General features: G+C 69.2%; 14 protein-coding genes. 7 read left to right on the top strand and 7 right to left on the bottom strand.

Going from position 1 to position 14,114, the window contains the following annotated elements:
• Window positions 1-111 precede the first annotated feature (111 nt).
• The gene (locus tag ACFW0G_RS23190) at window positions 112-516 is read right to left on the bottom strand and encodes an SsgA family sporulation/cell division regulator (RefSeq protein ID WP_378327452.1); all 405 of its coding nucleotides are present in this window, start codon (window positions 514-516) and stop codon (window positions 112-114) included.
• Between the two features lie 195 nt (window positions 517-711).
• A complete protein-coding gene (locus tag ACFW0G_RS23185) occupies window positions 712-1,191 on the bottom strand; it encodes an Lrp/AsnC family transcriptional regulator (RefSeq protein ID WP_378327451.1) in 480 nt (159 codons plus the stop codon).
• 186 nt (window positions 1,192-1,377) lie between these two features.
• Between ACFW0G_RS23185 and ACFW0G_RS23180 the strand changes: the two genes are divergently transcribed.
• On the top strand, window positions 1,378-2,394 hold the full coding sequence (locus ACFW0G_RS23180) for a beta-ketoacyl-ACP synthase III (RefSeq protein ID WP_378327450.1): 1,017 nt from the start codon (window positions 1,378-1,380) through the stop codon (window positions 2,392-2,394).
• Between the two features lie 67 nt (window positions 2,395-2,461).
• On the opposite strand, the gene ACFW0G_RS23175 is transcribed toward ACFW0G_RS23180, so the two are convergent.
• From ACFW0G_RS23175 to ACFW0G_RS23165, 3 genes are all read right to left on the bottom strand, one after another.
• Complete coding sequence (locus ACFW0G_RS23175; RefSeq protein ID WP_378327449.1) at window positions 2,462-3,943, bottom strand: adenylate/guanylate cyclase domain-containing protein; 1,482 nt, start codon at window positions 3,941-3,943, stop codon at window positions 2,462-2,464.
• Between the two features lie 129 nt (window positions 3,944-4,072).
• Window positions 4,073-4,885 carry a class I SAM-dependent methyltransferase gene (locus tag ACFW0G_RS23170; RefSeq protein ID WP_378327448.1) on the bottom strand — a complete coding sequence of 271 codons (813 nt, stop codon included), beginning with the start codon at window positions 4,883-4,885 and terminating at the stop codon, window positions 4,073-4,075.
• 31 nt (window positions 4,886-4,916) lie between these two features.
• Window positions 4,917-5,465 carry a CGNR zinc finger domain-containing protein gene (locus ACFW0G_RS23165; protein ID WP_378327447.1) on the bottom strand — a complete coding sequence of 183 codons (549 nt, stop codon included), beginning with the start codon at window positions 5,463-5,465 and terminating at the stop codon, window positions 4,917-4,919.
• A 75-nt stretch (window positions 5,466-5,540) separates the two neighbouring features.
• On the opposite strand from ACFW0G_RS23165, the gene ACFW0G_RS23160 reads away from it, so the two are divergent.
• Window positions 5,541-6,302 (top strand): SDR family NAD(P)-dependent oxidoreductase, encoded by a 762-nt coding sequence (locus ACFW0G_RS23160; protein WP_378327446.1) that lies wholly within the window; start codon window positions 5,541-5,543, stop codon window positions 6,300-6,302.
• Here ACFW0G_RS23160 and ACFW0G_RS23155 read toward each other — a convergent pair.
• A complete protein-coding gene (locus ACFW0G_RS23155; protein WP_378327445.1) occupies window positions 6,299-7,075 on the bottom strand; it encodes a FadR/GntR family transcriptional regulator in 777 nt (258 codons plus the stop codon). The genes ACFW0G_RS23160 and ACFW0G_RS23155 overlap by 4 nt on opposite strands.
• A gap of 123 nt (window positions 7,076-7,198) precedes the next feature.
• Here ACFW0G_RS23155 and ACFW0G_RS23150 point away from each other — a divergent pair, with 123 nt between their 5' ends.
• A complete protein-coding gene (locus ACFW0G_RS23150) occupies window positions 7,199-7,561 on the top strand; it encodes a VOC family protein (protein ID WP_378327444.1) in 363 nt (120 codons plus the stop codon).
• Between the two features lie 70 nt (window positions 7,562-7,631).
• A complete protein-coding gene (locus ACFW0G_RS23145; RefSeq protein ID WP_378327443.1) occupies window positions 7,632-8,393 on the top strand; it encodes a sulfite exporter TauE/SafE family protein in 762 nt (253 codons plus the stop codon).
• Window positions 8,394-8,442: 49 nt separating this feature from the next.
• Here ACFW0G_RS23145 and hisC read toward each other — a convergent pair whose 3' ends face one another.
• Window positions 8,443-9,498 carry a histidinol-phosphate transaminase gene (gene hisC, locus ACFW0G_RS23140; RefSeq protein ID WP_378327442.1) on the bottom strand — a complete coding sequence of 352 codons (1,056 nt, stop codon included), beginning with the start codon at window positions 9,496-9,498 and terminating at the stop codon, window positions 8,443-8,445.
• Between the two features lie 146 nt (window positions 9,499-9,644).
• Here hisC and ACFW0G_RS23135 point away from each other — a divergent pair, with 146 nt between their 5' ends.
• The 3 genes from ACFW0G_RS23135 (at window position 9,645) to ACFW0G_RS23125 (ending at window position 14,087) form a co-directional block, all read left to right on the top strand.
• Window positions 9,645-10,274: a dienelactone hydrolase family protein gene (locus ACFW0G_RS23135; protein ID WP_378327441.1), complete on the top strand. Its 630-nt coding sequence runs from the start codon at window positions 9,645-9,647 to the stop codon at window positions 10,272-10,274.
• Between the two features lie 80 nt (window positions 10,275-10,354).
• A complete protein-coding gene (locus ACFW0G_RS23130; RefSeq protein ID WP_378327440.1) occupies window positions 10,355-12,334 on the top strand; it encodes an acetoacetate--CoA ligase in 1,980 nt (659 codons plus the stop codon).
• Between the two features lie 37 nt (window positions 12,335-12,371).
• On the top strand, window positions 12,372-14,087 hold the full coding sequence (locus tag ACFW0G_RS23125) for a phosphatidylglycerol lysyltransferase domain-containing protein (protein ID WP_378327439.1): 1,716 nt from the start codon (window positions 12,372-12,374) through the stop codon (window positions 14,085-14,087).
• The last annotated feature ends 27 nt before the right edge of the window (window positions 14,088-14,114 follow it).

The raw sequence follows: 14,114 nt of genomic DNA, 5'->3' as shown, positions 1-14,114 counted from the left end.
TGTTGTTCGTCGGTTCACCGCCCCGCCGACATCAGTTGGGGGGGATTTTGGTGCCTCCAGCGCACTCAAACCCGCCCTTCGCTTTCCTCGCCGCGGGAATGGGAGGTCGGGTCAGACGTTGCTGATCTCCTCGATCAGCCCGTCGACGTCGAAGTGCTCGCTCTCCATTCCGAGCGGCACGAGTTCGTAGGACGAGTCGAGGAACGTCTGGACGTCTTCGCGCTCCAGCTCGAACGACGCGTAGCCGTCCGGTGACTCGATTTCCAGCGTCAGCAGCGCGTCATCCTCGGACAGGTCAGGGCGGATCCGGACGTCGCCGATACCCGCCGGCTTGACCAGCCCGGTCACGAGAAGGTCACGCGCGAACGTCCACTCGATCCACCGGCCACGCTCGGTCCGGAACGAGACGGTTACCGCGAACGGCTCGTCGGCGCGGTAGGACAGGCGGGACAACACGGGCGTGGTGCTCTCGTTCAGCAACACGAACTGGCTCTGGTGTACGGCATCGGTGTGCACGGCCACTCCTGGTGTTCCTCGTGGTTCGCGCGGCGCGAACTTGTCGGCAAGGAGATGTACGAGCCCGGCGCTCGTGACGGCGAAACCGCCACGTTCACGCGATCGGTTGCATCCGTCCACAGTGGTGTAACACCGGCCACATACCCCTTGCGTCCGTGCGGATACCCGTGGTGACCACAGTGGACACCCGCTCGATCAGGTGCCGCCGGTCAGCGGCAGGGTGAGGCCGACCTTCACCCTGTCCATCGCGACGCTGGTGGTGAAGTGCCGCACGTTGGGGTTCTCGAAGAACATCCGGCGGGTGAAGGTCTCGAACCCCGCCATGTCCTCGGCTGTCACCACCAGGACGAAGTCGGCCGTGCCGGTGACGTAGTAGCACTGCTGCACGTGGTCCTCGGCGAGCACCTGCCGGCGGAACGCGTCGAGTACCGCCAGGTTCTCCCGCTCCATCTCGACCAGCACCACGAACGTCATCGACAGCCCGAGCGCCTGCGGCGACAGCACTGCCACTTCGCGTTCGATGACCCCGGACTCCCGTAGCCGCTTGATCCGCCGCTGCACCGCGGCGGCGGACAGGCCGACCTTGGCGCCGATCGTTTCGGCGATGGTCCGGGAGTCTTCTTGAAGGCAGGCGAGGATGGCCAGATCGAGGTGGTCGAGGTCAGGAGAGTGCACGCTTCAGGCTAACCGGGCAGGCCGCGAAAGCGCCTCGTGTTTAGTGCCGCTCACCCGGTGGGTGAGCCGCCCCGTATGCACCCGTTCAGGGCATTTCCGGTGACATGGAACACAACTGACCGGTCTACCGAGGGGTAGGACATACAAGTGGCCTGCCGTGTTGTCCACCGTCCGGGAGGATTCCCAGTGTCGACGCAAGCCCCTGGCCGGGCCGCCGTACTGGCCGGGCTCGGCGCCTCGCTGCCCGTCAAGGTTCTCGACAACCACGAAATCACCAGTCGGCTGGATACCTCCGACGAATGGATTCGCACCCGCACCGGAATCGTCGAGCGACGGGTCGCGGGTCCCGGTGAGTCCACTGTGGACCTCGCGGTCGCCGCGGGTCGCCGGGCGCTGGCTTCGGCCGCCCTCGCCGGCTCGGACGCCGTCGACGCTGTCGTACTCGCGACGTCCACGGCCGACCAGCTGTGCCCGGCCAGCGCGCCCCAGGTCGCGAGCCGGCTCGGCCTCGACGGTGTCGCGGCCTTCGACCTCAACGCTGTCTGCAGCGGCTTCGTCTACGCGCTGGCCACCGGTGGCGGACTGATCGCGGGCGGCATCGCGGGGCGCGTGCTCGTGATCGGCGCGGACACCTTCACTTCCCTGGTGGATCCGGAGGACCGGACGACCGTGCCGATCTTCGGCGACGGTGCCGGCGCCGTGGTGCTGCGTGCCGGCCTGCCGGACGAGCCCGGCGCGTTCGGACCGTTCGACCTGCACAGCGAGGGCGAGCTTGCCGAGCTGCTGTGGGTCGAGGCGGGCGGTTCGAAGAACCGGAACTCGGCCGACCCGCGGGACCACTACCTCGTCATGCAGGGCACCGCGGTGTTCCGGCACGCGTGCGCGCGGATGGCGGAGTCCTCCCGCGCCGTGCTGGAACGGGCAGGCTGGATGGTCGGGGACGTCGACCGGTTCGTCGGGCACCAGGCGAACATCCGGATCCTGCAGTCGACGGCGAAGCAGCTCGGCCTGCCCGTCGACGCCGTGGTGGCCAACATCCAGCGCGTCGGGAACACCAGCGCGGCCTCGATCCCGCTCGCGCTGGCCGACGCCTGCGCGGACGGCACCCTCGAGTCCGGGCACCGCGTGTTGCTCAGCGCGTTCGGGGCGGGGCTGACCTGGGGCTCGACGCTGTTGCGCTGGCCGGAGGTCGTCCCCGGCTGACGCACTCCGGCGGATCAGGTCGGCTGTCCCGAAAACTGGGGCAGTACGTCCCGGCCGCTTGGGGCGGTCAGCAGGTCCAGGTGACGGTGGGCTCCTGACGTCCGCGGAGCACGGTCTCCCCATGCTTCGACCAACGCTCCCGCTCGCTGTTCAGCGCCGCGCCGATCACCGCGTCGCTCGCCAGGATGCGCGACGGCACCGACTTCGCGTGCTCGGTCAGCCGCGCGGCCTCGTTCACCGCGTCGCCGATGACCGTGTACTCGAGCCGGCTGCTTGTGCCGAGCTGCCCCGCGAACACCTGCCCGCTCGCCACCCCGATCCCGAGGTCGAGTTCCCCGGCGTCCCGGACCGCGTCGCGGATGGCGCGCGCCGCCGCCAGCGCCGCCGTCGGCGCGTCCGCATGTCGCGTGGGCGCGCCGAAGATACACAGCGCCGCGTCGCCCTGGAACTTGTTCACCAGCCCACCACGTGCGTTCACCGCGTCGACGACGCTGGCGAAGAGCCGGTTCAGCTTGCCGACCAGTTCCTCCGGTGGCGTGTGATAGGCCAGCGAGGTCGAATCGACGACGTCGACGAACAGTGCCGTCACCTCGCGTACGTCACCGGACAGCGAAGCGCCGTATTCGAGCGCGTGCCGGGCGACCTCCGTCCCGACGTGCCTGCCGAACAGGTCCCGCATCCGGTCCTGCTCACGCAGGCCGGCGGCGAGCTCGTTGACCGACGTCTGGAGCATGCCGATCTCGCTCGAATCGTCCACGTCGACCGCGACGTCCGTGCTGCCCTTGGCGATCCGGTCGAGCGCGATCCGCAGCCGGTGCAGCGGCGCCGCGACCGCCCGCGCCAGCAGCGCGGTGCCGAGCGCGCCGACCACCAGGCCGATCACCGACAGCATCACCAGGCTCGCGGTGTGGTCACCGCTGCCGAGGTCCGGCGGCGTGGCCACGACCAGCACGCCGACGAACGGCACGCCGCTGGCCAGTGCCCAGGTCACGACCAGCCTGGTCAGCACGGTGACCGGCAGCGACCCCTGCGGTGGGGTCACCTCCAGCGCGATGGTCATCACCGGCCGCGCGACCCACTCGGCCGCGAGGTAGGTGAGCCCGACCGTCGTCAGCCCGCCGAGCCCGATCGTCAGCGCCATCCCGGCGACGTCCGCCAGCGAACCGAGCACACCCGCGAGCACGCTGAGCACCACCGTGCCGATCAGCCACAGGGTGCCGCTGACCACGGCCATGTCGACCGGCAACCGCAACGCGCGCCGTGCCTCGGCTTTCGTCGGCGGCCGCCCCAGCACGAACCACACCGCCGTGCGCCGCTGGAGCCACGCGGTCCACAAGGTGCCGACCAGCAGGAACAGCGTCACGATCCCGGCCGCCGTCAGCCCCAGCACCCAGCCGTGGTCGCCGACGTCATTCGGCAGCCCCTGCAGGAGCAGCAACAGCGCCACCACGCCCGACCCGCAGACGCTCGAACCGACGCCCAACGCCGCGAAACCCAGGCTGGTGCGCAGCACCACCCGGAACCTCCCCAGCTCGGCGTTCCTGCGCACGAGCTTGATCGTATGGTGTCGGCCTCGCCGCGGCGAGGACAGGCGCGGCCACCGACACCGTTGCCGATAGGTTCGCCGTTCCGGCGCGTTTCACCGGTCACCTGCCGCGACCGTGCCGGTGCGATCCGTTCAGAACCGCCAGCGGCCGATCCGGGCCATCTTGCGGACCAGCGGGAAGTACTTGGTCGCCCGTAGCTGCATCCTCGTGACCGGTGACACCTTCGCCATCACCTCCGGTGTCGCCCACTCCGAAGCGTCCAGTGCGGACACCGGATCCAGGCCGAACCGCTCGAACTCCCGCAGGTCGTCGATGCCCCAGTACAGGGTCGCCCCCGCCTTGCGGACCACCGGGTTGATCTTCTGCAGCTTGATTCCCAGCCTGCTGAAGACGTCGCAGATCAGCTCGCCGGACGGGAACTTCGCGACCAGGCGCTGCAGCAGCTCCTCGCCGCCCTCGGGGGTCAGGTACATGGTCAGCCCTTCGGCGACGATCAGCGCCGGACGGTCCGACGGGACCTGGTCGAGCCAGCCGAAGTCGGTGACCGAGGAACCGATGGTGCGGTAGTTCGCCCGCTCGGGGAAGATCTTCCGCCGCAGCTCGACGACCTCCGGGTAGTCGACGTCGAACCACTGCACGGTCGGCGGCGGGTCGAGTCGGTAGACCCGCGTGTCCATCCCGCAGCCCAGGTGCACCACGACCGCGTCCGGATGCTCGCGCAGGTACTCGGCGGACCAGTCGTCGATCGGCTTCGCCCGCAACACCACGGACGCCGCTCGCTCTCCGGTGAGACCCAGTTTCGGGAAGTCGTAGTCGATCTGCCGCACCGCCTCGTCGGCCGCTCGATCGCCCAGAATCGGGTTGTCGAGCCGGCTGTCCAGCGCCCGGCCGTACAGCGTGGCGAGCATGGTCGCCTTCTCCTCGGTGAAGTGCACCTTCTCCATCGCGGTCACCCCCGTTATAAGTTTTAGAACTTCATGAAGAATGTACTCCCTTCCGCTCGCGGTACGAGCGCGTTTTGACGCGATTCCCACATCCGGCCGTCGAGCACCAGCGGCCGTTGCGTGGCTTGCTCTTGTCGTAGAACACCCAGCCGCAGTCCGGGGCGGCGCAGGTCTTCATCCGGCTCCAGCTGCCGTCGGCCGAGGTCAGGACCACGGTGGCGAGCAACTCGGCGAGGTTGCCGGTGACTCCTTCCTGGTAGGGGCTCAACATCAAGCGGCTGTCGGCGCGCAGGGGCAGGTCTCTGCTCGCGCGTGCGAGGTCGTGCGCGGTCTCTTCACTCGGTTCGCCGGTGCGGTTGACCGTCGCCATCCCGCGCAGCGCCTTTCTCAGTAGCTCGGCCAACTGCAGTTCGGCCGCCGAGAACTCACCCCGCTCGCGGAGCCAGTCCGGCAGTCGATCGTCCGGCGTGCGCCCGCCGAACGTCCGCTCGTCGACCGTGTTCATGAAGTCGTACACCGGCACCAACCGCTCCGGGACGCGGTGGAACTCGGTGGCCTCGATCTGCCAGTCCCATGCCATCGCAACACCACCTAACCGTTTTACTGTAGCATGGACACCGGCAAACGGCTTTGATGGTGTCGACCAGGGAGAATGATGAAGAACGCGGTGGTGACCGGAGCGAGCAGGGGGATCGGGCTCGCGGTGGTGCGGGAGCTGGTGGCGGCGGGGTACCGCGTCGTCGCGGGTGCCCGCACGGTGAGCGAGGAGCTGAAGGCGGCGACCCCGCTGGCGCTCTCCGTCGACCTCGCGTCCCCGGACGGGCCCGATCGGCTCATCCGGCACGCGCTGGCCGAGCTGGGCGGGATCGACCTGCTGGTCAACAACGTCGGTGGCGGAGGCACCCGGCCGGGCGGGTTCCTCAGTGTCAGTGACGACGAGTGGCAGCGAACGCTGGATCTGACGCTGTTCAGCACCATCCGGGCCACCAGGGCCGCCCTGCCGGGCATGCTCGAGCGGCGCGGGCAGGTCGTGAACATCGGCTCGGTGAACGCGCGCCTGCCCGGTGTCGCGGTGCTCGACTACTCGGCGGCGAAGGCCGCGCTGGTCAATCTCGGCAAGTCATTGGCCGAGGAGTTCGGTCCGCGCGGGGTCCGGATCAACACGATCTCGCCGGGGCCGGTCCGCACCGAGGTCTGGACTGCGCCGGGTTCGGTCGGGGGTCACCTCGCGGTCCAGGCCGGGGTGCCGATCGGCGAGCTCGTCGAACGGATGCCCGAGCTGATGGGCTCGTCGACCGGCAGGTTCACCGAGCCCGAGGAGATCGGCGCATTGGTGGTGTTCCTCGCCTCCGGGAAGGCGCCGAACATCAGCGGTTCCGATCTCGTGATCGACGGAGGGATGGTGAAAACGGTCTAGGAATCCTTTGTGGACGAATCCGTGGCCGATGGCGAGCTCGAGCGAGAGGGGGAAGTCGTGGACGCGTAGTCATGGGCGTAGGTCTTGGCGTCCAGCAGGTGCTTCAGGGTGAGTGCGCGCGCTGCCGCGGGGTCGGAACGGCGGATGGCGTCGAGGATCGCGCGGTGCTCCTCGACGGCCTTGCGGATCTGCCCGGGCAGCCGGAGGGCCGCGCGGCGTTCCTCGCCGACCAGAGAGAGGACGGACCGCAGCAGGTCGGCGACGTCGTCGTTGCCCGCGTTCCCGGCGATGACGCGGTGGAACTCGGCGTCGGTGGCGATCACACGGAGCATGTCACCGTCGGCGGCGGCCTGTTCCATCTCGGCGACGTTGTGCTCCAGCTTGCTCACGACGCGCGGGGTGTGCTGGTGGGCGAGCCGCTCGGCGAGGGTCGGTTCGACCGTGGCGCGCAGGTCGAACAGCTTCTCGACGAGCTGCTCGTGCTCGGAAAACCAGCCGCGCAGCGGTCGGTCGCCCGAGCCGTCCTCTTCCCGGACGTAGGTGCCCGATCCGGCACGGATCTGGACGTACCCGATGGAGTCGAGGACGCGTAGCGCCTGTCGGAGCGAGCCGCGGCTGATTCCGAGCTGCTCGCACAGCGCGCGCTCGGCGGGCAGCCGGGAGCCGGGAGCGAGCTGCCCGGAGTCGATCATGGTGCGCAGATGGTCGACGGTCGCGCTCCAGACCTGTTCCGAGCGTGCCTCGTGCACGCCGGGCTCACCGGGATCGACCACCGCACCATCCTGTCAGGTCGCGGACGCTCACGGGATCGGACCGGTCCCGCCCATGGACCGGTCCGCCCGAGGCCTGCACCGAAATCACTCTCTCTGCCGTGAGGGTGCTGGTTGAATCCGGACATGCCCGCGACCTTCAAGGACCTCGCGCTCGACGCCAACGATCACCAGCGGCTCGCGGACTGGTGGTGTGCGGCCCTGGGCTATGTCCGGCGGGACTCGCTCACCGGTGACACGCGCCCGCAGGACTGGCCCGTGCCGATCGTCGACCCGGCTGGCAAGGGCCCGCTCATCTGGCTCAACCCGGTGCCCGAACGCAAGACCGTGAAGAACCGCATGCACCTGGACGTCTTCGGCGACACAGCGGAGCTGGTCGCCGTCGGTGCGACGCTGATTAGGGCGCGGGACGGCGAAATCGCGTGGGATGTGGTCGCCGATCCGGAAGGCAACGAGTTCTGCGTGTTCGAGCGGACGCGCCGCCCATGAGTGTCTGACCAGACACATCTCCATCGCGTCAGCCGATCACCGTGCTTAGGGTGCCGGACGTGAGCGTTTCATGACGTGGTGGCACGCGGTGATCATCTTGGTCGCGGGCGTCTGGGCGGGCACCATCAACACGGTCGTCGGGTCCGGGACGCTCGTGACCTTCCCCGTCCTGGTCGCGCTGGGGTACCCGCCGGTGACGGCCACGACGTCGAACGCGATCGGCCTCGCACCGGGCACGGTCAGCGGGGCGATCGGCTATCGGCACGAACTCGTCGGGTACTGGCCGCAGGTTGCCCGCTTCGGTGTCGCGTCATTCCTGGGCGCGATCGGCGGGACGATCCTGTTGCTGTCGCTGCCCAAGGACGCGTTCGAGACCGTTGTGCCCATCCTGGTCGGCCTCGCCGTCGTGCTGGTGATCATCCAGCCGCGGGTGTCGAAGTGGGTCGCCAAACGGCGCGAGGCCAACGGCACCGAACACAAACCGGGGCCGCTGCTGATGTTCCTGCTGTTCCTCATCGGCATCTACGGCGGCTACTTCACCGCCGCGCAGGGCGTGATGATGATGGCGGTCATGGGCATGCTGCTGTCCGAGCCGTTGCAGCGGCTCAACGGCACCAAGAACGCGCTCGCCGCCGTCGTGAACATCGTCGCCGGCTTGATCTACGCCTTCACCGCGCCGATCAGCTGGCCGGTGGTCGGGCTGCTGGCCGTCGGGTCGACCATCGGCGGCCAGCTGGGCGCGAAGATCGGCCGCAAGCTGTCGCCGACGGTCCTGCGCGGGGTGATCGTCGTCGTCGGGATCGCGGCGGTGATCCAGCTCCTGGTCAAGTAGCGCGAAAGCCTCCCGGCGGCTTGGGGCGCCGCCGGGACAAGGCCTTGCGCTACTGGGCGAATTCCCGGGCGGCGTCGAGGAAGAGGGCGTTCTCTTCGGGCGTTCCGATGGTGACCCGGACACCGTCGCCCGCGAAGGGACGCACGACCAGCTTCCGGTCCAGCAGGTGCTCGGCGAACGCCGTCGCACGCTCGCCGAGCGGCAGCCAGACGAAGTTCGCCTGCGTTTCCGGCACCTCGTAGCCCGCTTCGAGCAGCGCCGCGCGGACCCGGTCCCGTTCGCCGATGATCTCGCGGCAGCGCGCCATCAGTTCGTCGGCAGCGTCCAGCGACGCGAGCGCGGCGACTTGAGCGAGCATGTTGACCGAGAAGGCCACGTACACCTGCCGCAGTGCGTCCGCGATCGGCTCCGGCGCCACCGCGTAGCCGACGCGCAGACCTGCCAGGCCATACGCCTTGGAGAAGGTACGAAGCACCGTGACGTTGTCGCGGGTCCGGGTGTACTCGATCCCGTCCGGCACGTCGGTGTCGGTGACGAATTCGCGGTACGCCTCGTCGAGTACCACGAGGACGCGCTCGGGAACCGCGTCGATGAACCGCTCCAGCTCTGCCCGCCGCAACGCCGTCCCGGTCGGGTTGTTCGGGTTGCAGACGAAGACCAGTCGCGTCTTGGGCGTGATGGCGGCGAGCATCGCGTCCAGGTCCAGCGCGTGCCCGGACGTCACCGGTACCCGCACGCCGACCGCGTTCGCGACCTGGGTGACGATCGGGTACGCCTCGAACGAACGCCACCCGAAAATGACCTCGTCGCCGGGCTCGCACACCGCCTGGACCAGTTGCTGGCACAGCGAAACCGAGCCGCAGCCGACCGCGATCCGCTCGACCGGCACGGCCAGCTCCCTGGCCAGCCGGTCACGCAGCGCCTGCGAGCCGGTGTCCGGGTACCGGTTGATGCCCGTCGCCGCTTCGGCGAGCGCCTTGGCCACGCTGGGCAGCGCACCACCGGGCACCTCGTTGCTCGCCAGCTTGATCGCGCCTTGGATCGTCCGGCCGGGGACGTACTTCGGCAACGATTCGAGATCGGCTCGCGGTGAGACGGTCGACATCTTCGGCGCTCCTCGGGTCGGGCGGGACAGCACCGCCACCGTATCTTTCCGGCCGCCGATCCCGCGAGAGTCTTATCGCCGGTTTGGTCATGGGTGGCCTGCCACAGTGTGTTTCCCTGTTCACCCGGAGGTGCTTGAGTGGCGACATGACCTCGATCAGCACGGTGGAACACCCGCGCTCGGACGGAAGCACCCTGCGCCTGACCTTCGCCCAGCCCGTCGGCGCGGTACGCGGTGGCTTGGTGGTGCTGCACGAGGCGGACGGCGTCACCGACGGTGTCCGGCTCCTGGTGATGAGCCTCGCCGGCGAAGGCTGGCTCACCGTCACCCCGCATCTCGACGGCGACAACCTCACGCAGCAGGACCTGCTCGATGCCACCGACTCCACGCTCGCCTGGCTCAGCGATCGCGGGGTGCAGGCGGATCTCATCGGTGTCGTCGGCTTCGACCTCGGCGGGACCGCGGCACTCGTCGTCGCGTCCCATCGCAGACTGGGGGCGGCGGTGAGCGTCGGTGGCCAGGGCGTCGCGGAACTGCCCACGTTGATGGAAATCGCCGGACGGCTCACCAGCCCGTGGCTCGGCATGTACGGCGACGCCGGCGACGAGGCGGGTGGTGCCGAAGTCGAACAGCTGCGGGAGGCCGCCGCGTCGGCCGGTGTCGTCACCAACGTCGTGCACTACCCCGGCGCCAACCACCGCTTCGACGCCGATCCGTCCGCCGCCGCGGAAGCCTGGCAGCGCACGCTCGATTGGTTCGACGCGCATTTGCGCTGAGCGAAACGTGCCACGATGCCCGGTTTCGGGTCGTGGCCGAAGACCTGGTTGGGGCGGTTAGCGAGAGTTAACATCGCGGGGTGACACACACCGCAGACGCCCCAGAAGTGCTCTGGCGCCCCGACCCGAGCCATGTGTCCGACACCAAGATCGAGGCCTTCCGCGAGTGGCTGCGCCGCGAACGGGGCGTCGAGGTGGACGACTACGCCTCGCTGTGGGAGTTCTCGGTCCGGCAGGTACCGGAGTTCTGGTCCGCTGTCACCGAGTTCCTCGGCGTGCGCTGGCACGAACAGCCCCGGGAGGTCCTGTCCGGGGCGATGCCGGCGGCGAAGTGGTTCGACGGCGGCACGCTCAACTACGCCGAGCACGCGCTCAGCCCCGGCGTCGCGGGCGCGGCGAAGGGCGACGACGAACTCGCGGTGATCTTCCACCGCGAGGACGGCGTCAGCGGGCAGCTGACCTACGGCGCGCTGCGGGCGAAGGTCGCCGCTGCCAGGGCGGCGCTGCGCGAACTCGGGGTCGGCAAGGGCGACAGGGTCGTCGCGCTCGCGCCGAACTGCCCGCAGACGCTGATCGCGTTCCTCGCCGCCGCGAGCCTGGGCGCGATCTGGTCGTCTTGTTCCCCCGACTTCGGTGTCCGCGCGATCGCGGACCGGTTCACCCAGATCGAGCCGAAGGTCCTGATCGCGGTCAACGGCTATGTCTACAACGGACGGTCGTTCGACGTCAGGTCCACCGTGACGCGGCTGCGCGAGCAGATTCCGACGCTCGCCGCCACCGTGCTCGTCGACTACGCCGGCGAAGGCAGGCTCGACGGCGCGCTCGACTGGGACACATTGCTCGCCGAACACGCCGGTGCGGAGCTGGAGTTCGAGCCGGTCGAGTTCGCGCATCCACTGTGGGTGCTCTACTCCTCCGGGACGACCGGTCTGCCCAAGGGCATCGTGCACGGCCACGGCGGGATCATCGTCGAGCATCTGAAGGCGCTCGTACTGCAGAGCGACCTCGGACCGGGCGACCGCTTCTTCTGGTTCACCACCACCGGCTGGATGATGTGGAACTTCCTCGTTTCCGGGCTGCTGGCGGGTTCCACCATCGTGCTGTTCGACGGCAGCCCCGGACACCCGGACCTGAACGTGCTGTGGCACCTCGCCGAACAGCATCGCGTGACCTACTTCGGCACCTCCGCGCCGTTCATCCAGAGTTGCCTCAAGGCCGGGATCCACCCGGCCGGGCGGTACGACCTGACCGCGCTGCGCGTGCTCGGCTCCACGGGCGCCCCGCTGAGCACCGAGGGGTTCCGCTGGATCGTCGACGAGGTCGGCAAGAGCGTGCAGATCTGCTCGGTGTCCGGTGGTACGGACCTGTGCGCGGCGTTCGTCGCCGGCGCTCCCGACGTCCCGGTCTGGCTCGGTGAGCTGTCGTGCCGCGCGCTCGGGGCCGCGGTGTCGGCGTTCGACGAGGCGGGCAACGCCGTCGTCGAGGAGGTCGGCGAGCTGGTGATCAGCGAGCCGATGCCGTCGATGCCGGTGTTCTTCTGGAACGACCCCGACGGCTCGCGGCTGCGCGAGGCGTACTTCGACATGTACCCCGGCTTGTGGCGGCACGGCGACTGGATCCGGATCACCGGCCGCGGTTCGGCGGTGATCTACGGCCGGAGTGATTCGACACTCAACCGCGGCGGGGTCCGCATGGGCACCGCGGAGTTCTATCGTGTGGTGGAGGGGTTCGACCAGGTCGCCGATTCGCTGGTCGTCGACACTTCGGCCGCCGGGAGCGACGACGGGCAGCTGCTCTGCTTCCTCGTGCTCGCCGCGGGCGCGGAGCTGTCCGACGTCGAGCCGGCGTTGCGGAAGGAGCTGCGCGGTGCGCTCTCCCCGCGGCATGTACCCGATCGGTTCGTCGTGGTGGCTGAAGTCCCTCGCACACTGAACGGTAAAAAGTGTGAGGTGCCGGTGAAGAGAATCCTCTCCGGCGTGGCTCCGGAGCGGGCCGTGAGCAAGGACGCGCTGGCGAATCCGGCGGCATTGACGCCGTTCGTGGAGCTGGCCAAGGGGTAGATGGGGGAAGTATGGCGGCGCGCGCGGTGTTGCAGGCGTGGTGACGGGGACTCGCGCACACAACACCTGGCAGCTGGCGGGGACCACGTCGGTCGCGGTGATCACGTGGGTGACGCGCATCGTCGGGCTGATGGCCATCGTGTCGGTGGTGATCCCGGCCGGTCGGCGGAACCTGCGCGGGCACCTGGCCGAATGGCTGGAGCTGCCGCAGGAGGCGACGGTCGGCGCGGCCACGGTCGCGCTGGTGTCCGGGGTGCTGCTGGTGATGCTGGCAGCCGGGCTGCGACGGCGGAAGCGTCGCGCATGGCAGCTCGCGGTCGCGGGTTCGGTGCTGCTCACCGCGGCGCATCTGGGGCTCAAACACGTCGTCGGTGCCGGGATCGTGTCGGTGATCCTGCTCACCGGGCTGCTCGCGACCCGCCGCTATTTCATCGCGAAGCCGGACCCTGTCGTCGGCCGGTGGCGTGCCGTGCGGGTGTTCCTGCAGCTGAACATCGCCGGGTTCGTCATCAACCTGGTGCTGCTGTCGGTCGCCTCGCGCAACGTGCTGGAGCCGCTCTCCTTCGGTGACCGGGTCGAGCAGTCGCTGCTGGCGCTGTTCGGCGCGAGCGGGTCGGCGGTGTTCCATGCGATGTGGCTGGAGGACCTGTCCGCGGCCATCGGCCTGCTCTTCGGGATCGGCGCTCTCCTGCTCGCGGCCTACTTCCTGCTGCGCTCCGCCGAACCGGCCCCTCGGCTGACCGATGACGAGGTGCGGCGCCTGGCCGACCTGCTCAAGGCGCACGGCGAGCGCGATTCGCTGGGCTACTTCGCGTTGCGGCGGGACAAGTTCGTGGTGTTCTCGAAGTCCGGCAAGGCGGCTGTCACCTACCGCGTGATCGCCGGGGTCGCGCTCTGCTCGGCCGACCCGCTGGGCGACCACGAGGCATGGCCGGGCGCGATCGAGGAGTACCTGGAGGTGTGCCGCAGGCATGCCTGGGTGCCCGCCGCGATGGGCGCGTCGGAGCTGGGAGCCACCGTGTGGGCCCGATTCGGCCTCGAAGTGCTGGAGATCGGCGACGAGGCGGTGGTCGATGTCGAGACCTTCACCCTCGACGGCCGGATCATGCGTGGCGTGCGGCAAGCTGTGTCGCGGACCAAACGGGCCGGGTACAAGGTGCTGGTCCGGCGCGCCGAGGACCTGCGTGAAGGCGAGCTGGCCGAACTGGAGGTGCTCGCCGCGAACTGGCGGGGCACGGACACCGAACGCGGGTTCTCGATGGCGCTGGGACGAATGGGCGACCGCGGTTCGGTGCTGGTGACAGCCGAACAGGGCGGTCGCGTCCGTGGCGTGCTGCAGTTCGTCCCGTGGGGCAAACACGGCCTTTCGCTGGACGTCATGCGTCGCGATCGGACCGCTGACAACGGCGTCAACGAGCTGATGATCTCCGAACTGCTGCTTGCCGTCCGCGGCAGCGGTATCCGGAGCGTCTCGCTGAACTTCGCCGCGTTCCGGGCGCTGATGGAGCAGGGGCAGCGCATCGGGGCCGGTCCGGTCGCCCGGCTGTCCGCGAAGGTCATCCACTTCTTCTCGCGGTGGATCCAGATCGAAAGCCTTTACCGGTTCAACGCCAAGTTCCAGCCTCGCTGGGTGCCCCGGTATCTCGTCTACCCCGCCGTCCGGGAACTGCCCAGGGTCGGCATCGCCGCGTTCGAGGCGGAGGGGCTCGGCGGGCGATCTCCGCGCCTGCTCAGGCTGTTGCGCCGGGCGTGAGGGGGGTGCTGTTGGAGGCCTTCGGAG

The organism is Amycolatopsis sp. NPDC058986 (assembly GCF_042741125.1).
In the GTDB taxonomy this organism is placed as follows: domain Bacteria; phylum Actinomycetota; class Actinomycetes; order Mycobacteriales; family Pseudonocardiaceae; genus Amycolatopsis.
Note: the sequence above shows the minus strand (reverse complement) of the source record. Positions and strands in the feature narration are given on the sequence as shown.